General features: G+C 63.4%; 21 protein-coding genes. 8 read left to right on the forward strand and 13 right to left on the reverse strand.

Going from position 1 to position 20,032, the window contains the following annotated elements; translation table 11 throughout:
* Positions 1 to 72: 72 nt before the first annotated feature.
* Genes vgrG through AC1DP9_RS25425 form a run of 8 tightly spaced genes read right to left on the reverse strand, consistent with a single transcriptional unit; the run spans position 73 to position 6,657 of the window.
* On the reverse strand, positions 73 to 1,860 hold the full coding sequence (gene vgrG, locus AC1DP9_RS25390; protein ID WP_477108826.1) for a type VI secretion system tip protein VgrG: 1,788 nt from the start codon (positions 1,858 to 1,860) through the stop codon (positions 73 to 75).
* Positions 1,861 to 1,863: 3 nt separating this feature from the next.
* Positions 1,864 to 2,562: a CIS tube protein gene (locus AC1DP9_RS25395; protein WP_477108827.1), complete on the reverse strand. Its 699-nt coding sequence runs from the start codon at positions 2,560 to 2,562 to the stop codon at positions 1,864 to 1,866.
* On the reverse strand, positions 2,563 to 2,763 hold the full coding sequence (locus AC1DP9_RS25400) for a DUF5908 family protein (RefSeq protein WP_092296331.1): 201 nt from the start codon (positions 2,761 to 2,763) through the stop codon (positions 2,563 to 2,565).
* Positions 2,764 to 2,767: 4 nt separating this feature from the next.
* Positions 2,768 to 3,238, reverse strand: a complete 471-nt coding sequence (locus AC1DP9_RS25405) for a phage tail protein (RefSeq protein WP_477108828.1) — start codon at positions 3,236 to 3,238, stop codon at positions 2,768 to 2,770.
* Positions 3,239 to 3,251: 13 nt separating this feature from the next.
* Positions 3,252 to 3,710: a phage tail protein gene (locus AC1DP9_RS25410; protein ID WP_092296337.1), complete on the reverse strand. Its 459-nt coding sequence runs from the start codon at positions 3,708 to 3,710 to the stop codon at positions 3,252 to 3,254.
* A 56-nt stretch (positions 3,711 to 3,766) separates the two neighbouring features.
* Complete coding sequence (locus AC1DP9_RS25415) at positions 3,767 to 5,323, reverse strand: phage tail sheath family protein (protein WP_477108829.1); 1,557 nt, start codon at positions 5,321 to 5,323, stop codon at positions 3,767 to 3,769.
* A gap of 24 nt (positions 5,324 to 5,347) precedes the next feature.
* Complete coding sequence (locus AC1DP9_RS25420; protein WP_477108830.1) at positions 5,348 to 6,085, reverse strand: hypothetical protein; 738 nt, start codon at positions 6,083 to 6,085, stop codon at positions 5,348 to 5,350.
* A complete protein-coding gene (locus AC1DP9_RS25425; protein ID WP_177219951.1) occupies positions 6,082 to 6,657 on the reverse strand; it encodes a Pvc16 family protein in 576 nt (191 codons plus the stop codon). Before AC1DP9_RS25425 ends, AC1DP9_RS25420 begins: the two co-directional genes overlap by 4 nt.
* A 748-nt stretch (positions 6,658 to 7,405) precedes the next feature.
* Between AC1DP9_RS25425 and hxsA2 the strand changes: the two genes are divergently transcribed.
* The 4 genes from hxsA2 (at position 7,406) to hxsC (ending at position 10,644) form a co-directional block, all read left to right on the forward strand.
* Complete coding sequence (hxsA2, locus tag AC1DP9_RS25430) at positions 7,406 to 7,687, forward strand: His-Xaa-Ser repeat protein HxsA2 (RefSeq protein ID WP_477108831.1); 282 nt, start codon at positions 7,406 to 7,408, stop codon at positions 7,685 to 7,687.
* 61 nt (positions 7,688 to 7,748) lie between these two features.
* Positions 7,749 to 8,039 carry a His-Xaa-Ser system protein HxsD gene (gene hxsD / locus AC1DP9_RS25435; RefSeq protein WP_477108832.1) on the forward strand — a complete coding sequence of 97 codons (291 nt, stop codon included), beginning with the start codon at positions 7,749 to 7,751 and terminating at the stop codon, positions 8,037 to 8,039.
* A complete protein-coding gene (gene hxsB, locus AC1DP9_RS25440) occupies positions 8,036 to 9,496 on the forward strand; it encodes a His-Xaa-Ser system radical SAM maturase HxsB (protein ID WP_477108833.1) in 1,461 nt (486 codons plus the stop codon). The genes hxsD and hxsB overlap by 4 nt, the downstream gene beginning before the upstream one ends.
* Positions 9,478 to 10,644: a His-Xaa-Ser system radical SAM maturase HxsC gene (gene hxsC / locus AC1DP9_RS25445; protein WP_477108834.1), complete on the forward strand. Its 1,167-nt coding sequence runs from the start codon at positions 9,478 to 9,480 to the stop codon at positions 10,642 to 10,644. Before hxsB ends, hxsC begins: the two co-directional genes overlap by 19 nt.
* Before the next feature lie 99 nt (positions 10,645 to 10,743).
* Here the strand turns inward: hxsC and AC1DP9_RS25450 are convergent, their stop codons facing one another.
* The gene (locus AC1DP9_RS25450; protein WP_477108835.1) at positions 10,744 to 11,871 is read right to left on the reverse strand and encodes a hypothetical protein; all 1,128 of its coding nucleotides are present in this window, start codon (positions 11,869 to 11,871) and stop codon (positions 10,744 to 10,746) included.
* Positions 11,872 to 12,320: 449 nt separating this feature from the next.
* On the opposite strand from AC1DP9_RS25450, the gene AC1DP9_RS25455 reads away from it, so the two are divergent.
* Together AC1DP9_RS25455 and AC1DP9_RS25460 are read left to right on the forward strand one after the other, a co-directional pair.
* The gene (locus AC1DP9_RS25455) at positions 12,321 to 13,028 is read left to right on the forward strand and encodes a response regulator (protein WP_477108836.1); all 708 of its coding nucleotides are present in this window, start codon (positions 12,321 to 12,323) and stop codon (positions 13,026 to 13,028) included.
* A complete protein-coding gene (locus AC1DP9_RS25460; RefSeq protein WP_477108837.1) occupies positions 13,021 to 14,949 on the forward strand; it encodes a sensor histidine kinase in 1,929 nt (642 codons plus the stop codon). Before AC1DP9_RS25455 ends, AC1DP9_RS25460 begins: the two co-directional genes overlap by 8 nt.
* Before the next feature lie 15 nt (positions 14,950 to 14,964).
* Here AC1DP9_RS25460 and AC1DP9_RS25465 read toward each other — a convergent pair whose 3' ends face one another.
* From AC1DP9_RS25465 to AC1DP9_RS25475, 3 genes are all read right to left on the reverse strand, one after another.
* A complete protein-coding gene (locus tag AC1DP9_RS25465) occupies positions 14,965 to 15,615 on the reverse strand; it encodes a DsbA family protein (RefSeq protein ID WP_477108838.1) in 651 nt (216 codons plus the stop codon).
* A gap of 42 nt (positions 15,616 to 15,657) precedes the next feature.
* Positions 15,658 to 16,155, reverse strand: coding sequence for a cupin domain-containing protein (locus AC1DP9_RS25470; RefSeq protein WP_477108839.1), 498 nt, complete (start codon positions 16,153 to 16,155; stop codon positions 15,658 to 15,660).
* 383 nt (positions 16,156 to 16,538) lie between these two features.
* Complete coding sequence (locus AC1DP9_RS25475; RefSeq protein ID WP_441593129.1) at positions 16,539 to 17,441, reverse strand: LysR family transcriptional regulator; 903 nt, start codon at positions 17,439 to 17,441, stop codon at positions 16,539 to 16,541.
* A 124-nt stretch (positions 17,442 to 17,565) separates the two neighbouring features.
* Between AC1DP9_RS25475 and AC1DP9_RS25480 the strand changes: the two genes are divergently transcribed.
* Positions 17,566 to 18,258, forward strand: coding sequence for a type 1 glutamine amidotransferase domain-containing protein (locus AC1DP9_RS25480; RefSeq protein ID WP_092296370.1), 693 nt, complete (start codon positions 17,566 to 17,568; stop codon positions 18,256 to 18,258).
* Between the two features lie 193 nt (positions 18,259 to 18,451).
* A complete protein-coding gene (locus AC1DP9_RS25485; RefSeq protein ID WP_143093914.1) occupies positions 18,452 to 18,988 on the forward strand; it encodes an EF-hand domain-containing protein in 537 nt (178 codons plus the stop codon).
* Here AC1DP9_RS25485 and AC1DP9_RS25490 read toward each other — a convergent pair.
* A complete protein-coding gene (locus AC1DP9_RS25490) occupies positions 18,898 to 20,025 on the reverse strand; it encodes an NAD(P)/FAD-dependent oxidoreductase (protein ID WP_477108840.1) in 1,128 nt (375 codons plus the stop codon). The two genes, AC1DP9_RS25485 and AC1DP9_RS25490, sit on opposite strands and share 91 nt — an antisense overlap.
* Positions 20,026 to 20,032: the final 7 nt, after the last annotated feature.

The raw sequence follows: 20,032 nt of genomic DNA on the forward strand, positions 1-20,032 counted from the left end.
AGGCATGGCGGCAGGCAGTGGGCTCGGTTCGGTTCGATTCGATTCAGTAAGGTGCGGGGCGGCCGGTGGGGCTCAGTTGATCATCACCATGGCCCCCTGCACCGTGGTCTGGCCGGCGGCGGACAGCTCGGCCGTGGCGCCGCCCTTGCCTGTGAAGCCGACCTGTGCCTCGCATTGCACATTGAGCCCTGCGGCCTTGACGTCGGCCTGTGCCGTCAGTTCGATCGACACATTCGCGCTCATGCGGATGCTGCCCTGGGCGGTGAGCGTGATGTCGTAGGGACTGTCGCAGTCAATGCCGGCCTCCGAGAGCTTCACGCTGTTGTTGTGCTGGTCCTGCAGCAGGATCGACTGCGCGGTGTCATCGAACACGACCTTGTTCTTGCCCGGCGTGGTAATGGTCACGGTCTTGTTCTTCTCGTCGAACGCAATCACGTGGCGCGCGCGGGTCACGATGGCCTTGGTGTCGTTGGCGGCCTCGATGGCATACGGCGGCACATGGTTGGCGCTGTAGACCGCGCCGATCACCACCGGGTGGCAGGGGTCGTCGTTGAGAAAGCCGACGATGACCTCGTCGCCGACCTCGGGCAGGAAGAAGGCACCGAAGCCGTTCGACGCATAGCCCTGGATCAGCCGGGCCCAGACGCCCTGTGTCTGYGCCTGCGTGACCGGCAGCGAGATCTGGATGCGCTGCGCGTTGAGCGGGTCGCCGTCCAGCTTGAGCACCACCCCGATCTGCAGGCCGCCGATGCCGGGCAGCAGCCCAGACGCAGGCGGCGCCACCACGTCGTGCTGGAGGGGGTGCCAGGCCGGATCGAGGCCGAACTCGACATCGGTGTGCCAGAAGCCGCCGACCAGCGCATGCTCCACTGCGGTGACGTAGACCGCGCCCGAGAAGCGCTGGCCCACCCCGCTGACCTGCACCAGCACACCTGGCCGGGCCAGGGCCGTGCCCATGCAGCGAAGATGGCCACGAATGCGCGCCAGCTCGGCACGGGTCTGCACGCCCTTGGCCCAGCTCGTCAGCATCTGTGGCGACTGCGTCGTGGCCGTGCGCAGCGGCATGACGGACAGGCCGATGACATCGGCCAGCGTGGCGCTGTCGAGATTGCCCTGCGCGTTGAACGGCGCCGGCGCGGCCGCGTCGCCCTGGACGATGGCCTGCGCAGCCGGGTCCCAGGCGGTGGCTTGCACCGACTGGTACTGCAGCCGGGCGTCGATGTCGGCATCGAACTCGTACAGGTCGAGCCCCCACGTCACGCCGAACGCGACGGCGCCGCCGGCCTGCGGCGTCTGGACGTTGACCGTACCGTCCTCCACGTCGACGAGCATGCCGTTGAACTCGGCGCGCGCCAGCAGGAAGTCCCAGTCTGAACTGTGGAACTGAACCATCTCGCCATAGCTGCCCACGGTGGTGTCGACCTTGGCCGTCAGCCCGTGTGCGCCAATCAGCGTGGACAGGACGTCACTGTCGGTGCTGTCGATGAAATTGGCATTGTTGCGGCCAACGGTCATCTTTACCGCGGCGTCGCGGCATTCGATCACGAGCCGCGAATCGTTCTGGCCCTCGATGCGTACGCCGTGGCGGATCACCACGCCACTGAAGATCTGCGCCTCGTCGTTGCCGAAACCGGCGCTGATGGTCACCACGCTGCCGGGCGCGAAATCTGCGGAGTCGCCGCAGGCGAAGGTGCCGGTGGGCATATCGCCGTCGCGGATCACGATCTCGGCCCATGGGATGCGGTTGAACGCGCGGCGCACGGTCACCGAGACCACGGCGAGGTCCGGCTGCGCGGTGCCGTTGGCGCTCACGGTGAGGCGCAGCACGCCATCGGTGTCGATCGACGGATAGGTCGGCATGCGCTACTCCAGCGGCGGAAAATGTAGCGCCATGCCCGGCGTCAGCGCACGGAACTGCCGCAGGCCATTGAAGCGTGCCACGGCCATGTAATAGCGGCTGTCGCCGTAGATGCGCTCGCACAGCAGCGGCAGCGTGTCGCCATCGCGCACCTGCACCAGGTGGCTCAGGTCCGGCGAACTGGCGTCCGCCTCGAGCTTGGCCTGCTTGCTGCTGGTATACGAGTCGAAGGCGAGCGAGGCCGTCGCGCGCAGCGGCACGCCGCTGGGCCGGAACATGGTGTAGTCGGTGCTGAAGCTGGTCAACCGGCCCGTGAAGATAAGCTGGCCCCAGAGGATCTGGACGATGCTGGGCTGATGCTGCACGCCCTTGTACTCGTAGATCACGACGCTCAGCGCCTTGAGCTGGTCCTCCACCTCGGCCGGCACGGCACTGTTGGCCGGGCGCGGCACCACGCCGGTGCCGTCGAAGATCACCGCGAACGAAAGCTTGCCAGGTTGCATATGGCTGAACGGCCGGCCCGAGCCCGTGTCGCCCATCGGCTTCTCCTTGCTGAAGCACGTGTTGCGCTCGTGGCGCAGCTGCGACGGGTTGATCAGCAGCGAGACGGACTTGCCCGCGCCGGCCTGGGGCGACACCACGCCGCCCTTGTCCTCGCAGGCCGTGATCTTGAGTGGCGTCAATTCGGCCGACTGCAATGGCATCTAGCGCTCCCTCAGCCGGGCCAGCTGCGCCCGCAGCATGCGCAGTTGCGCGCGCTGCTCGCGGTGGCGCGTGCTGGCGGCCTCGTCCTCGTCGCAGCACTGCGCGGGATCGGGCTCGGCCTCGGCACGGGCCGGTGCCGCACCCCGCTGGCCGTTGCCGAGTTCGGAGCGGATTACCATCTGGCGGACTTCGATCGTCATGGGCTCAGAGCTCCCGCGTGCAATTCAGGTAGGCCAGCTCGATGGTCTCGATGGCGAGGTTGTTCTTGGTGGACTGGAACTCGTCCACGCCCCAGCGGACCGGGTACGCCGCATGGAAGGTCCAGCCGCGTACCTTGTTGCCCACCTCGTCCAGCAGGTAGACGCTCACGTCCATCGGTGTCACGGCCTGCACGAAGCCGCCGCCAAGGACCGCCTTGCACCAGCGCATGAGCGGCGAACGCATGTCCGCCACGCCACGCTTCAGCACCAGCTTGTCCTGGCGGATGCCCTTCGGCAGCTTGTAGACGAAGCGGTTCTCGCCGCCGCACTGCACGTCCTCCACCTCCATCGTCTGGTCCATGCCCGACACCTCCTGGAAGGAGCAGTCAACGCCCGTGGCGATGTTGGTGAAGCCAACCGAGAAGGCGAACGAAACCGGCGTGAAGTCGGTGCCGAAGCGCGCCGATTTCTGCATGGAAGATCCCGCGTCAGCTGTTGGCGATGGTCAGGCCCTCGTGGGCGATCTCGATGGTTTCCACGGCCACCTCGTTGCCCTGTGCCTTCAGGTCGGTACCCGTGATCTTCGCCGGCCAGGCGTTGTTMAGCGTCCAGACCATGGTCGGATTGCCGGTCTCGTCCAGCAGGCTGATGATCACCGGCACGCGCTTGATGGTGTTCATCTTGATCTGGTTGAACCAGTCCCAGAACTTGTTATCGGCCTTGAAAACGCCCTTCTTCATCGTGACGTTGCCGAACTTCTTGAGCCCGGGCATCTTGACCGTGGAAAACACCGGGCTGTCGCCCGAACGGTATTCGATCTGCTGGGCCTCGACGTCGAGCCCCGAGACCTCCTCGAAAGACATGACCGTGGAGTCCCACTTCACCTGGAAGTGGAACTTCGGAATGGGCCACACGTTCTTCGACTGTGCCGAGCCGTCGTCTGCCATGACACTTCTCCCTTGCTATCTGTGATTTGTCTTTGGACCCTGCCCGCGACCCGGCGTCAGGACTTCTGCATTTGTTGCTGGAACGTGATCTCGATGAACTCCGCCGGCCGCACCATCGCCACCAGCACGGTCACGCGCAGGATGCCCTCGAGGATGTCGTCGGGCGTCATGGTCTCGCCCAGCCCGACGTGCACGCTGAACGCGTCCTCCGGCACCGCGCCGGCCAGACCGCCGCGCTTCCAGATGCTGGTCAGGAAGTTCTGGATCATGCTCTTGATGGTGACCCAGGTATTGGCCACGTTGGGCTCGAAAACGAGCGCCTTGGCCGCCAGCCGGCACGATTCCTCAAGCATGATCATCGTGCGGCGCACGTTCACATAGCGCCAGTCGAGGCTGTTGCCGTCTAGCGTGCGCGCGCCCCAGACCAGCACCCCCTCGCCGATGAAACTGCGGATGGCGTTGATCGACTTGCCCTGCGTGGTGACGTTCAGCTCTTCCTGGTCTACCGCGGAGATCGACACCGACGGCGACACCACGCCGGCCAGGCTGACGTTGGCGGGCGCCTTCCAGACGCCGCGCGTGTTGTCGACCATCGTGTAGATGCCGGCCATCGCCGCGCTCGGGGGCAGCAGGTTCAACTGGTACTTGACTTCGTTGAGAATGGTGTTGAACAGGCTGCTGACCGAAGTCAGCGTCTTGTTCAGCAACGCCTTGCTGGTCAGGATGGCGTCGTCCGTCAGCGGCGGCGTGGCGGCGCTCCAGTCCTTGCCGATGTCGGCGACGGCGCCGGCCAGTTCCCGCGTCTTGGGCGGTGCGTCGTCGGGCAAGGTGTCCGGCAGGCCCAGGTCGGTGCGCAGCAACTGCATCAGCACGTCCGGGTTGGCGATGTTCTCGTAGCTGATGTCCTTGTCGCCGATGACCGTGGTGTTCAGCCACGGGTAGTAGGCGGCGGCGAAATCCAGGAAATTGATCCCCAGCGCGTTGCGGAATGCGGCTACGGGATCGCCGGCGGGGTCGCTGCGCGGCTTGTCGCCGCCCCAGATGTCGAGGATTGCCACGCGGCTGCGCATCTTGTCGCCGCAGTGGGCCAGCACGGCCTGCTGCAGGTCGATGCATTCGGCGGCCTTGAAACGCACGGCCTCCGGAATCACGACCATGGTCGGCTCCTGCTCCTTGAGCAGTTCGTCGATGCCAGCCTTGAATTTGTCGAGGTCGAGGTCCTGCGTATAGTCGCCCACGGAGACGATGTAGCACGGGCCACCGCCGTTCTGGAAGAAATGGCGCAGCGCGCGATAGAGCATGTAGCCGCCGCCGTCCTTGCCTTCCGGCATCTCGAGCACGTAGTCCTTGCCGGCCACGCGGAACGCGGCAATCGCCGAGGCATCGGTCTTTTCGGCGATCGTGAAACGCGGAAACGGCGAGAAGCCGAAGTACTGGTGATATTCGGCCATGGAGCTGATGCGCCACGGCTTCATGCTGAGCGGCTTGTTGCGGTTATCGGCAATCTGCGTATGGCCGATGAACGCCGGAACGGCCGTTGCCACCTCCACCACCGAATTCGGGAAGGCGTTCTTCTCCACGATATAGACGCCAGGCGTCTTCATTGCACCCATTGCACACTCTCCCGGTGAAAACGGTTAGCGGTTGACAAAGATCTCTGATACATCGCACAGCGCGCCGTCGATGACTTCCCGGCGCAACGCCACAGGGGCTGCCATCGGCAGGCGCGGCACCAGCACGCGGGCGCCCGCACCCGATGCGCGGCGCAGCTGGAAACGGTGGCGCGGGCGCTCCGCCAGCGGCAGCGGCGCGGCCGAGCGGATGGCAGTCACGGTGGCGCCGTCCGGCAGCGTCTCGGGCACCGGCTCGGCAAAGCTGACCGCGCCGGCAAGATCCGCGCAATGCAGCGTATCCAGCGTGCCCCAGTCGCCGATCAGCAGGTATTTCCAGAACGTATGGCGCACCGGCACGTCGATAACATGGTCGGGTGGCGCGGCGGCGAGCCAGTCGGCCAGCGTCGGGCAATCGCGCGAGGCCAGCGGAAAATTCACGCGCAGCGCACCGGTCGTCGTGCTTTCCGCAAAGACAGGGGCACGCACGTCGGTGTAGTAAGCCCAGAGCGGATCGGCGGAGCGGGCCGTGAACGACAGGCCGGCTTCAGGCCATTCGTCGCGCGCGCGCCAGAAGGTGTCGAGCTGGCTGGCTTCCGCCATGATCACGAAGCGGCGCGGCTCGCCGCGCAGCAGCAGGCCAAAACGGGACATCAGCGCTGCCGTGGGCGGCTCCGGCGCGAGGTGCAAGGCGCCCGGCCATCCCGCGGAGAAGTACGGATGTCGGATGGACAGCGCGGTGACCGCACGATAGCCGGACGTCATGGCCGAACACCCACCTCGGGGCGCCCCACCAGCGGGTCGCGACGCTGCGTCGCAGCGGGGTCCAGGCACACGAGCCGCACGCGATACAGCACCGAGGGCAGGTAGTGGCCGCCGTGGATGCTCCACAGACTATGCATCTCGCCCGTGCTCAGGTTTTCGATATTGAGCACGATGCGGTCGATTCGGGGGTCGAGGTCAGGGGTGTTCTGATGGTCGAACACCGGGGTGGCCTGGAAGAACGTGATGGCGTCGGCCAGGGCGCGCAGCGCCTCGGGGTAAGTCTGCCCACTGAACGTGGCCGCGCAGACCACCAGCAGGTTCAGGAACAGCGGCTCGGCGCCGGCCACGCGGCTGCCTTGCTCGGCCGTGACGGCGCCGCGCGCCCGATGCGCGGCAGTATCGCGCTCGATCCCGCCCAGGAACAGCACCAGCTTGTTGGCTACCGAAGGCACCGCGCCTCCCCCCAGCTCCTGCAGGTTGGACACAACGACCATGTCCTCCGCCAGCACCACGCGGCGGCGGAACATCTGATTCAACTGCAAGGCGAGATGGGCGAGCGCGGTATCAATCACACCCGCTCCCGACCGGCTATCACTGGCTTCACCACTGGGCTCCTTCAACCTGACGTCTGCTTGACCGCGTGGATGTTGCGCGGCGCCACACCTGCCGGCCATCGGTAATTGTCTGAAGCCGGGTTCGGAAATCCCTAGGTAGTACTTTCGAGGGGTATCTCAGGTAGGCGCTGGGGACTGGCGGCCCCCGGCGCACGCGTGACACGCACAAAAAAAAACCGCTGCGCATTGGCAGCGGTCAGAACGCGAATTTAGGTCTTACCGATTTCTCGGTCGGCGGATATTGTCAGAGACGGCCTGCGCCTGACATTGCTCTGTGGGGGTAGGTGATTGTCTGACGGTGGGGGGGGCAGTCAAAACCGATTGGTTCGGGAATTGTCGTTACGAGCAGCTGCTTACAGACCTACGTGTTGACGCACGATTCCAGATTAAGGTCATATGCCTGCTAAAGCTCTCGGATCAAATTTCCAATGAGTCGGAGCAACTAGGGCGAAATGCATTACGTTGGCAGCCAAGCGCCTTGTACTCGACAGTTGGGCCCTATCCCCTACAAAAGGGGGGACTTTGAGTGCTCTAACGTAGGCACCGAATTGGGGCTGCTCGTTATACACTTGCGCAACCCACGCTAGTAACTATTTGTAACGTCGGCGGACAACCCAGACAAGATTCTGAGGCGACTGCTAAATGCGCCCCAAAAAGCGCACATTTGTTGTGGTGGGAAAAACAAATCAATAAGGGGACGGTCGAAATGAAGGGATTTCTCAAAGCATTTGCAGCAGTGGCAGCCGGATTTGCTGCCCAAAACGCACCGGCCATGCAAGTTCCTACTCATGATTCTACTGGGCAGACCTCGAATTCGCCGTCAGATTCGAAGCCGACGGAGCGAATCGCGGTGCGCACCCAAAGCGGTGATGCATTCAACTTCGTTCTGAAGCGCAATGCCGAAGAAGGCACGTTGATGGCCTACCACCATTCTCACGCCTCGCATGCTTCGCACGCATCTCACGCATCACATTACTCTGGTCGTTAATGGGCGGGCAGACTGATTTGTGGTATCGGCTCGATCTCGGAGCCATTTTTTTGAGCCTACGATGACACTACGTCTGGAACTGGACCCCGCCATCTATCGATTGGAGGCTGTTCAGAAGGCAGCCTATCGATTCATTGATCGCCTCACGATCCTGATATCCAAAAGTGGGGATAAGCTCGTCTGCGAAATCGACCCGGTGAAGGCAGGAAGCACCGCGCTGGACAACCTGGTGGCTAACTTCAAGCGAGAGTTGCTTGACCAGCAGTTGCGCCTGCAAATCAAAGAAGAGACGGAGCCTGCTCGGAATCTTATCCTCGCATACGCCTTTTCGCGCACCGGGCTCCAAGGATGAGCAAGTTTCAGCCCCTCGAGAGTTACCTCGATAGCTCCGGTAAATATCATCTCTTGCCGTTTCGATTTGAGCCGTTGAATGACGAAGAAATAGTTCTCACGAATGCAGTTGGTGAGTTCACCTTTTTGTCGCGCGCAAAGCTCCACGACCTGGTTGCCCGTCGACTCAAGCCCACTGACGACGACTATGTTGCATTACGGTCGCGGCACTTCATTAGGGAAGAGGGCGACGAAGCCAGCCTGGAACTTCTCGCACTCAAGACGCGCACGAAGTTCAACAAGCTCGCGAATTTTACGAACCTGCATCTGTTCGTCGTTTCGCTTCGTTGCGACCACAGCTGCCAGTACTGCCAAGTGTCACGTCAGTCGGAGGACAAAGGCGCCTTCGACATGACGCCCGAGAGCGCAGACAAGGCCCTGGAGCTTGTCTTCCGGTCGCCCAACCCGGCCATCAAAATTGAGTTCCAAGGTGGCGAGCCTCTGCTCAACTTTGACCTGATTCGATATGTAGTCGAAAAGGCCAAGCGACGTGGCATCGAGGAAGGCCGTGATCTGGAGTTCGTCATCACGACGACCCTGGCACTGGCCACCGACGAAATCCTGGAGTACTGCAGGGACCACCATATCTATCTGTCTTCCTCGCTGGATGGTCCGGAAGATTTGCACAATAAAAATCGCCCGCGCCCGGGACGAGATAGTCACGCGCGGTTTGTCGCAGGACTTCGACGAGCTAGGGATATCGTCGGATATGACTCTGTGTCGGCACTGATGACAACCTCACCCGCAAGCCTGGACAGGGTGCGCGAAATCATCGACGAGTACGTGAAGCACGGATTAAGCGGCATCTTCTTGCGACACCTCTCCCCCTATGGGTTCGCCCTGAAGACGAAGAGCTTCCAAGCCTACAACGCAGAACGCTGGCTGCAGTTCTACAAGGAAGGCTTGGACTACATCCTGGAACTCAACAAAGCCGGTCTGCCATTTACCGAGTATTACTCCAGCCTCATTCTGACGAAGATGTTGACGTCGAATGATCCTGGTTTCGTCGACTTGATGAACCCGGCAGGCGCAGGTATTGCTGCGGTGGTGTTCAACTACGACGGCGATGTGTATGCGTCGGACGAGAGCCGGATGCTTCGAGAAATGGGCGACACAACGTTCCGGCTTGGCAACGTCCACGAGAACACCTACGAGGAGATCTTTACGAACGACGCTTTACTCAATGCGCTCGAGGATTCTTTCACGGGTTCGGCGCCGATGTGTAGTGACTGTGCCTTCGAGCCGTGGTGCGGAGCTGAGCCGGTGTTCCATCATGCGATGTACGGCGATGTGCTAGGACGAAAGCCCGAATCAGAGTTTTGCAAACGTATGATGGGTGTGACCAAACACTTGCTAGACATCATGCGCAGAGACGCCGAAGCAAAGGAAATTTTCATGCGGTGGGTGAACCGATGCTAACTCTCTCAGGCCGCGTCATCTGGGCAGAAAAGAATACCGCTCAGCGCCAGATATTAAGTCTGAGCACAAATCGCACGCTCGCCGCGCCGCTACGCGGAAGCAAGGCATTCCTGGTCAAGGGCTCCGGACCTGTGCCGCCGGGATTTGCGCACTATCTGGCGTTCAATAGCCGACCTGCAGATCTCGGGGATGAAACACCGTGCACGCTGTTAGGTGACGAGTTTTCCTATCTGGAGGATGGCGATGTCATCGCTCTAAGCGGCGATGGCCGTGTTCGGTCGTTGTATCGTACGAGTTCCAATCACAACAGCCTTTTGCTTACGGAGCAGTGCAACAACTATTGCTTGATGTGCTCCCAGCCTCCAAAGCGCCTAGATGACAGCTGGCTATTGGACGAGGCGAAGGAGACCGTTCGCCTCATCCCCAGAGAGGCTCGCAATCTCGGTATCACCGGAGGTGAGCCGACTTTGTATGGCGACGGGTTCATTGGCTTGCTTCGCCATATCAAGAACTGGCTGCCACAAACCTCGCTGCATATCCTTTCCAACGGCCGGACTTTTGCTGACCCGCAGTTCGCTGCGAAGTACGCTGCTATAGGCCATCCTGACATGATGGTTGGCATTCCCGTCTATTCGGCAGATCCGTCACGGCATGACTACGTCGTCCAGGCCAAGGGAGCATTCGACGAAACCATCCGCGGCATCCTCAATCTCAAGCGCCTGAACCAGAAGGTCGAGATTCGAGTGGTGCTCCACAAGCAAACCTGCGAGGGCTTGCCGGAGTTGGCTGAGTATATTGCGCGCAATCTACTGTTCGTGGACCACGTCGCTCTCATGGCTCTCGAGATGACGGGCTTCACACGCGCGAACTTGGATGCACTCTGGATCGACCCTATCGAGTACAAATCGGAATTGAGCAAGGCTGTGAGAATCTTGAGGAGCTATGGCCTCAAGACATCTGTATACAACCATCCGCTGTGTCTCGTGAATCGCGACGTCGATCCATCCTACGTCCGGTCAATATCGGACTGGAAGAACGAGTTCGCTACAGAGTGTGGCCCGTGTGTCAGGAAGGCCGACTGCGGTGGCTTCTTCTCGTCGGGTATCCAGCATGGGTACAGCAAGTCTATCCAGCCGTTCCTGACATAGAGTGCGCTGAAGGGTGTAGATGCATCGCCAAGGCCAAAAACCATCCCAGCCGATGGCCACGCCATTCCATGGCAAGTCCACCGGCATAATGCTCTACGGCTACCCCTTCCGACACATCCCCTGCACGACGAACGTCCAATTCCTCGGGTCGGTCGGCTTGCTGGTCACCTCGGCGTAGTAGGCCATGCTGTTCTCGTCGAGCGGCATGAACACCTGCGTGCGCAGGCCCGTGACGGTGTTGGGCGGAACCGCTGGCACGGTCCAGTCCGCGTACATGGTGCCCGGGATGGCGGCCGGCGACGAGACGCCCAGTAGGTTGTTGGCCCGATTCAGCGCCAGCGAGGCGACCTGTCCGGTCCCGGCACTGGTGACCGAACCCGTGCCGGAGATGGTCAGCGCTTCCTCCTGCATCGAACCATCGAGCGCGGCACTAATGCCGAGACCCGTGACAGCGGCATACGACACGCCCGGCTGCCGACAGACCCACTGCCCGGCTACCTGGCTCGCCGTCAGTGTCTGGGCGGGCCGGAAGACCCCCGTGCCGGTCATGCGGTTGCCTGCGGAATCGAGTTGAAGGTGGTCGAGGTACAGCGCAGTGACGCCGCTCGTCTTCAGCGGGAAGACCTGTCCCCAGACCTTGCCACCCAGGGTCAGCGTGTAGGCGCCCGGGTAGCGCGTCTGGTCCGCCAGCGCGAGTGTGCCGGCGAGGCCCATGCCGCAGGTGTCGCTGTACGTGCCAGCCTGGCACAGCCGCGCGGTACCGTCGGCGCCCACGCGCATCTGACCGCCCATGCCGTACTGAATCTGGAGGTTTCCGGAACTTGCGTAGTACGTGGATTGTCCGCGCAGGAAGGTGTAGGTACCGGCCAGATCGGCAGCCGTCACCGGCGTGCTGACACTGCTTGCGGTGACCTGCCCCGACAGCTTGCCGTTGCCGAGCTGTTTCGGCAGGCCGGAGATCTCGCCCGTCAGCGTGGTGCCCGACACCGTGAACGACGCGGTCACCGAGCCCAGCAGCGCGGTCACGAAAGCCGGCGGCGGTTCGGCGCTGTCGGCCTCGAGCGCGCTGACCGTGTAGACGTTCCCGTTCTTGACGTAGTGGCCGATCACCGCACCAGCCAGCCCGAACGCCGAATCGGAGAAGCGGATCCGCACCTGGCCTGCGGCCGGGGCATCGAGCGTCACGACAAGCGTGTCGCCAAAGCTGATCACGCCGAGGTATGTCACGGCCTGCGGCGTCGCGGGCGTCTCCGGATTGCCCGGGGTGCTGGGTGTTTCGGGCGTCGATGGCGTCCCCGCGCCGCCGTTACCGCCACCACTGCCCGCGCCGTTCCCCCCGTTGTTTCCCCCGTCCCCGCCGCATGCGCCCAGTGCAACACTGACCGCCAGGGCCGCCCATGCCTTCACCCAGGTTTCCCGTTTCATTCTGCGACCCTTCCCCGTTCGTTAGTCTGTTGGCTCGTCGAGCCTGTTGTTTTGGTGCATGCCCGCGCGCGCCGTCTTTGCATCCGGTCCCGTGCGTGCAACAATCCGGCTGGATCATAGCCTTGGGTTTTCGGGCTGTATGTCCCCAGATCGTGCGACAAGCCGTCATGCCCCACGATCTTGGGGGGATAGCGGCTGCACGGGCCGTTGCATGTCGTGCCTCGACCCGTTCGTCTCGCATTCGTCCTCCCGTGTCCACTGACCGCTCCTCTCCCCTTGCCCCGCCCATCCGCGTCGCACTGATCGAAGACGATCCCGGTTTCAGTGCGGCATTCCTCGAGGCGCTGTCCAGCGCGCCCGACATGCGCACCGCTGGCGTCGTCACGACGTTGCGCGATGGGCTGGCGCTGCTGCAATCGGCCCCTGCCGCAGACATCCTCGTTGTCGATCTGGGGCTGCCCGACGGGTCCGGCATCGATGCCATCCGCGCGGCACGCGTGGCATGGCCGCGCTGCGATGTGATGGTGGCCACGGTCTTCGGCGACGAAAGCCACGTCATGCAGTCGATTGCCGCGGGCGCCACCGGCTACCTGCTCAAGGACAGCACGGCGGCCCATATCGTGCGGGAGCTGCGGTCACTGCATCAGGGCGGCAGCCCGATCAGTCCGCTGATCGCCCGCCAGGTGCTGTCCCGCCTGCAAGCGCCGCCAGCCGATGCGCCGGTGCGAGCCCCCCAGGCAGCGGCCGGCCCGAAGCCTTCCGCCCTATCCCCGCGCGAATATGAGGTCCTGAACGACATCACGCGGGGCTTCTCGCACGACGAAATTGCGCACCGGATCGGCGTATCGAGACATACGCTGCTGACCTATGTCCGACGCATCTACGTCAAACTGGACGTCCATTCGAAGGTCGAGGCCATCAACGTGGCCCGGCAACATGGCCTGCTGCGCGATGACTGACAGCGCGGGCACGCCGGCATGGCGGCGGTGGCTCCCCTTCGTCCTCGCCCTGTTGCTGGCGGGTTCGCTCCAGGGCGCGCTGGCGGAGGCCCTGCCCTGGCACATCACCTCGGCGCAGCTACGGATCACGCCCGGCGGCACGCTCGACCGGCTTCCGCCGCAGCTCGCGCTGCCCGCCGCCGGCGAAGCATGGCGGGACACGCCGCTGCCGATGGCCGTGCCGCGTCACGTGACACCCGATGAGGTGGGGTCAGGCCAGATCGAAACGGTCTGGGTGAGACTGGCGCTTCCGGTGGCCACGGCCGCTGCCGGCGAACCCCTCTACCTCTACGCGCCGCGCTGGCAGACCGTGGGACGCCTCACCGTGTACGCGGACGGCGAGCAACTCTGGCAGTCTCGCGGCGGGCCGGTATGGAACGGCTACAACTATCCCTTGTGGATCGCGCTCGGGCAGGCGCCGCGCGACATCGTCATCCGTATCGATGTGGTGGGTCAGGTCGGCGCCGCCCTGTCGTCGGTGCGGATTGGCACGCGCGACGACCTGTTCTGGCGCTACGCAGCACGAAGCTTCCTCCAGACGCAGTTTCCTTACCTGTCCAGCGGTGGCCTGCTCGCGGTCGGCATCTTCTCGTTGCTGGTCTGGCTCCGGCGCCGCGACGAAACGCGCTACCTGCTGTGCTTCCTGGCCGCAGGGGCCTACTTCCTGCACACGCTCCAGTACCTGGTTGGCCAGGACCCATTGCCGATTCCGGAGGCCTGGTTCAGCTGGCTGGCCTTCAACAGTATCGCGTGGCTGATCCTGGCCTGCTACCTGTTCATCTTCCGATATCTGGGCCTGCGCTACCGGCGCCTGGAAGCCGCGCTGTACTGCTCGGTCGTGTTCCTGGCCACCAGCACGCTGCCACTGTCGTGGCTCACGCATGTGGTGTTCCTCTACCCGCTGTCCCAGTTGCTGCTGGTGGCGCTGAACCTCGTGGTGTCGATTGCGGCCTTGCGGGCTGCCTGGCTAGCCAGGTCGCGCGAGGCGCTGACGTTCTCGGCCTGGAATGCGATGAGCACGCCGATCGCCGTGCATGACCTGCTGCTGCAGAACTACCGCATCGATATCGAGGGTATCTACCTGCTGTCCTACCTGGGATGCGTGCAGCTGCTGCTGTTCATGGTGCTGATGTATCGCCGCTATACCAGCGCGCTGGATGAGGTGGCGCAGGCCAACGCCAACCTCTCGCTGCGTCTGGCGCAGCGGGAAGCGGAACTGCTGGAAAGCCATCGGCAGCTGCGTGATGTGGAGCGCCGCGAGACGCTGACGCGTGAGCGACAGCGGCTGCTGCAGGACATGCATGACGGTCTCGGATCATCGTTGATCAGCGCCTTGCGCATGGTCGAGAAGGACCCATCCGGCACGGCGCGCGCCGACGATATCGCCCAGGTGCTGCGCGAATGCATCGACGACCTCAAGCTGACAATTGACTCGCTGGAACCGGTATCGACGGACCTGTTGCTTCTGCTGGCCACGTTGCGCTACCGGCTGGGGTCGAGGCTCGAAGCCGCGGGCATCTCGCTTACGTGGGACGTCGACGACATCCCGCCGCTGCAGTGGCTCGGCGCCCAGAGCGCCCTCCACATCCTGCGCATCCTGCAGGAAGTGTTCACGAACGTGCTCAAGCACAGCCACGCGACCGCGATCCGCGTGCAGACCAGCCACGACGACCACGTGGTGATGGTGCGTGTGCACGACAACGGCACGCCGTTCGACCCCACCGGCGTGCCACTGGCACACGGCGGCAGAGGCCTCGCCAACGTGCAGCGCCGCGCGTCGGCCCTCGATGCAGCGGTATCCTGGGAGCCGGACGCAACAGGCACGTGGTTCACGTTGAGCCTGCCAATTGCGCCGGTGACCGCTTCGCTGGATGTGGGCTAGCGGCTTCCTCCTTCGTCAAGCGGCCGCACTGGCGGCATCGATCACACGCGTCAGTTGTTGCGCGATATCGCCGGCTCGTGCGTAGCCGTCCGAGACGCGGTACAGACGGCCGCCATGATGCAAGCGCAGCGCCGGGAAACTTGAAATGCCCCAGCTGCGTGCGGTATGGAAGTCTTCGATGGTGGCCGCGATGGCGGCGTCGCTGGACCACTGATCCAGGAACGTCTTCGCGGAGACGTCATGGCCTTGCCGATTCAGCGCTTGCGCGGCGACTTCCGCTAGCACCTTGCCGTCGGTGGTATCGCGGGCATCGACATAGAACGCTTCCTGCAAGGCACGGAATAGCGTCAGGAGGTCGCCCTGCGGTACCAGCAGGCGAGCCGCGACGACGGCGCGGCAGATGGGTTCCGTGTCGTAGACGAAGTTCTCCCGAGCCATCAGCCCCTCGCGATTGAACGGCAGGCCGCTTGCGTTCTCCACCAGGCCCCAATGATGCAGGCGGAATCGCTTGCCGGCGTCGTCGAGGATATCGGTGGCCCCCGCTCGGATGCCACCCACTACGATCCGCAGCGGCAGATCGGGCAAGATTTTGCGGACTTCCGTCAATTCCTTGCCGAATCCATAGCACCACGAGCACATCGGGTCGGCAACATAGACCAGTTCCATATCATTCCTTCAATCTTTTTTAGCTCGCCGCAAGGCTGCGACTCAGTGGATGTGTGCCTTCTGGCGCGGATCGTCTTCGACGTTCACGTAGTCGATCCCAAGCGGGCCATTCCCGCTTACCTGGGTGACATAGTCCCCCGACCGGGCCCAGTGGAAATGCGGCGTGCCACCCGGCAACACGATGACGCTGCCCGGGGGATATGCGACCAGCTTCTGCGGCTCGAACTCCTCGCCGATACCGATATAGAACACCCCTGAGATCACGGTGTAGACCCGATCCTCTCGATGCACGTGCGGCATCAACTTCACGCCTGCGGGCACGTTGACGCGCACCACGTAAGGCCCCGCGGCCGACGGATCTCCGACCAGCACCGACAGGCGCGCACGTTTTGGAAAGGCTGGGAAGGACGACCACTGAATGTCCTCCTGCAGGATGGCCCCGTTGGACGTGGGCGACAGGCTGGCCGCCCATCCAGTCCCGGCCGCGAGGGTTGTGGCCAGTGCCAACCCTACGCCGATGCGTTTCGCAAAGAATGTCATGTGTCTATCTCCTGACGTGCCTGAAGCATCGGCGTGCTGCCTTGCCTCCAGCGATGGAGAGCACTATAGAAGCGCGGATTGGCCCGATGAAGCCATCCAGGAGAACTTGAATTGATACATGGTGGAACAAGTCCGCGCCCCAAAGTCCCCGACTCACGTGTCCGCGCTATCGCAACGACATGAAGCTCTTGCGGACGTCTTCCGTGAACGCTTGCGGTTGTTCCCAGGCCGCGAAGTGGCCGCCCTTGGACAGGCGGTTGAAGTGATCAGCTTCGGGTAGGCATTCTCCGCCCAGCACTATTCCGCGCCACGAAGCGTGCGCGACAGGAACAACACAGGCGCCCCGGGCCTGAGGCGGTTCGCCGGAGGCTATCCGAAATCGATCACCAGTTGTCCTCGCTCGCGGTGGCCAGCAGGAAGTCCCGCAGGAGCTTGGCGCTAGGGCCGATCTGCTTCGAATGGACCAGGAAGATCTCCAGCGGCGCGGTCTCGGCGTCTGGCAGCACGCGCACCAGATCGCCGGAGGCCAGGAGCGACGCGGCGTCGTAGGCCGGCAGCCTGGCGATGCCGTCACCCGCGAGCACGAACGCGAGCCGCGAGGCGGCGCTGTCCGTCACGACATCGCCCTGCACCGGGACCTCGATGTCCTTGCCGCCAGCGCGTACGACCGTGGTGCGCTGGCTCGGCGGATAGACGACCCAGCGATGACCGTCCAGTTCCTCGACCGAACCGGGCGCCCCGTGCTGACGTAGGTAGGCCGGGGATGCGCACAGCATGGTGGCTTCCCGAAGCAAGCGGCGAGCAAGCAGTGACGAATCCGCCAGCGGCCCCGCCCGCACGGCCAGTTCCACACCGTGGTGGACGATATCCACGTTGGCATCCGACATCGCGACATGAAGGCGAACCGCCGGATAGCGCCGCCGGAACGCGACCAGCGCCGGCAGGATCCGCTTGGTGCCGAAGTGGTGCGAGCAGGTCAGCCACACCTCGCCGCGTGGCTCGGCGCGCATCAACTCCATGCTACGGATGCCGTCCACGGCCTCATCGAGTAGCCGCTCGCAATGCACGCGGAACGCCTGCCCCGCCGGGGTGAGGCTGAAGCTGCGTGTGCTGCGCTGGGCCAGGGGCACACCAAGTTTCGTTTCGAGGGCGCGGATGTGGTGGCTCACCACGGCGCGGGTGAGCCCGAGCGAGCGCGCCGCGGCGGCGAAGCTGCCACAGCGCACGACGGTGGCGAAGATCGCCATCGCGCGGAGTTCGTCGAGGATCGTATTGGTCGGGTCCATGGCCGATTGTCTTATTCCATGAGCCAATGTGTCAATGCGATGCTATCTACTCCCAGGCTGCCTGTCTGGCTACAGTTCATTCAACCGCGCTGTGCCGCGAAATGCAGACCAGAAGGAGTTCATCATGACCGTCAAGCATGTCCTGTTCATTTTGACAAATGCGGCCGAGATCGGGCCGAACAAGCGCGCCACCGGCTACTTCTACCCTGAGGTGGCCCACCCCTTCGAAGTGCTCGACGCCGCCGGCATTGCCGTGGAGTACGCGTCGCCCCTCGGTGGCAACCCACCGTTCGACGGCTACGACGAGACCGATCCCGCGCAGCTCGCGTTCAGCAAGAGCCAGGCGATCCGGCGCATGGCGCATAGCCGCAAGCTCTCGGAAGTCGATGTCCTGGACTACGACGCGATCTTCTTCCCCGGCGGCCTTGGCCCCATGGTGGATATCGCAAACGACCCCGACGTCAAGCGCGCGGTGCTGCGCGCCTGGAACGGCGGCAAGATCGTCGCCGCCGTTTGCCACGGGCCGGCCGCGCTGCTCGGCGTCACGCTGGAGGACGGCACGCCGCTGGTCCAGGGTCGCCGCCTGACCTCCTTCTCGAACGCTGAGGAAGAGGGCTACGCCAAGGCGGACGTCCCGTTCCTGCTGGAGGATGCGCTGCGCGCGGCAGGCGCCGAGTTCGCTTCCGCCGATCCGTGGCAGTCCAAGCTCGTGGTCGATGGTCGCCTGATCACTGGCCAGAATCCGGCATCGGGCAGCGCCGTCGGCGAGGCCATCGTCGCCGCGCTCCGCGGGCAAGTCGAGTTGGCGCGCGCATGACGCGCTGATCAAGGGAAACTGCCATGTTTCCCTTGATAACTGACAACGTGGCGGCCTTCTTTTGAAAGATGCCTCGGCAGATTCAAAGTGACTTAGTAAACACCCCTTTTTCCGCGCATTGCGACCTATCGCACTGCCTAGAATCGTCAGCGCCGGAATTCCCCGGCATCACTTTTCTCCTAAGGAAATATTGATGAGCCAACTCAGACTCGGTGGACTCGATGCGATTCGCAGTGCACAGGCATCGTCGTCACTCAGGCGCACGCAGGCCGCAGAAACGGCCAGTGCGAATGCGGGTGCCGTGGATCGTTTCAAGGCACGGGGCATGGCCCTGAAGTTGGTGGACATGGTCGATGCGTTCAAGACAGAGCAGCTCAAGGCCACCGACCTCAACAGCGATAACGTGGTATCCCTCAGCGAACTGGGCAAGCAGTTGGCCGGCAAGAGTGAGGCGGAACTGGCGAGCATCCATGAGGCCATGGACATCGACAAGGACGGTCAGGTATCTGGCGCGGAATTCAAGGACAGCATTCCCCTCGATGAATTCTTCAACAGCGTGGCAACGGCCAGTAACCAAGACGCGTTAATGGCTCGTTTCAGCGCGCAAGGGGCGGCATTGCAAGTACGTGCCGGCATATTTCAAGCCGCAAGCACCCCGTGGTTTTCACCGAGCAGCGCCATGGATCCCAATCTGCCCAATTCGTCCGAACACTTCGCGCTTTTGCCGTAGCAGCCGAATGCAACGGTAACGCGATCCGAAAGCGGCCCGATGCGCGGCAGGCCCGTTGTGCCGAAGGTGGTCATGCAGGGCACGACGCGCCGTTCTTCGATTTGCAGGCCGGGGATACGCTCGAGGAGCTGCGCTTCGAGCCCTTCCGCCACGGGAATCGAGCCGCCGGACCGAAACCAGTCCTGGATATTCCCCTCGCTTTCGAGGGGGATATCCACCGGATCGGCGCCGAGCTTCAGCCAGGTCTGGCCGTCCGGATAGAGGATGGGCGGCAGGATATAGGGATCGGCACCCTTGGGTCCGAAACAACGCATCGATGGCATGCCGGCCAGGCGTTGCACCTCCGCCGCATCGAGCCGAAACATCGCGGCAGTCCGTGCGTACACCACGAAACCCAGGGATTGGCCCAGCAGCGATTGGGTATGTCCGCCGGCCGCAACGAGAACGCGCTCCACCTCCACATCGCCCGATCGCGTCCGGATCGTCACGCCAGTGGCGCTTTCCGAGATGCCGAGCGAGGGTTCGGCGAGAATCCGGGCCCCGGCGCGCTCCGCCGCAATCGTCTGCGCACGGACCAGCCGGCGCGGGCTGATATAACCGGCATGCTGCGGCTCGAAATAGCCCCGGGTTCCAGCCGGAAATCCCAGGTACGGGAATCGCTGAGCGAGCCCCGCATCGTCATAAGCCTCTACAAAAATGCCGGCGTCCGCCGCAATGCCGCCGATGGAGGACACGTCCGGGCTCTGACCAGGGCCCACGTGAAGCACGCCGACTTCCCGGTAGAACTCGACCCCGCTTTCCGCAAAAATCTCGCCGTAGCGCGCAATCGATGCGCGGTTCATGTCCCGCCAGAATGGCGTCGAATCGAACTGCCGCGTGATACGGCCTTCATCGTAGTGGCTACCAAAGACCCCGGCATGGCCAGCGTAGTCGGCCGGCTCATCGGGTCCAATCAGCGCCACCTCGTGGCCCATCTTCGACAAATGGCGCGCCGCCGCCGCGCCGATCAATCCCCGTCCGATTACCGCGAGTTTCATGCTCTAT

It is taken from the genome of Cupriavidus sp. 01L43 (genome assembly GCF_056399925.1).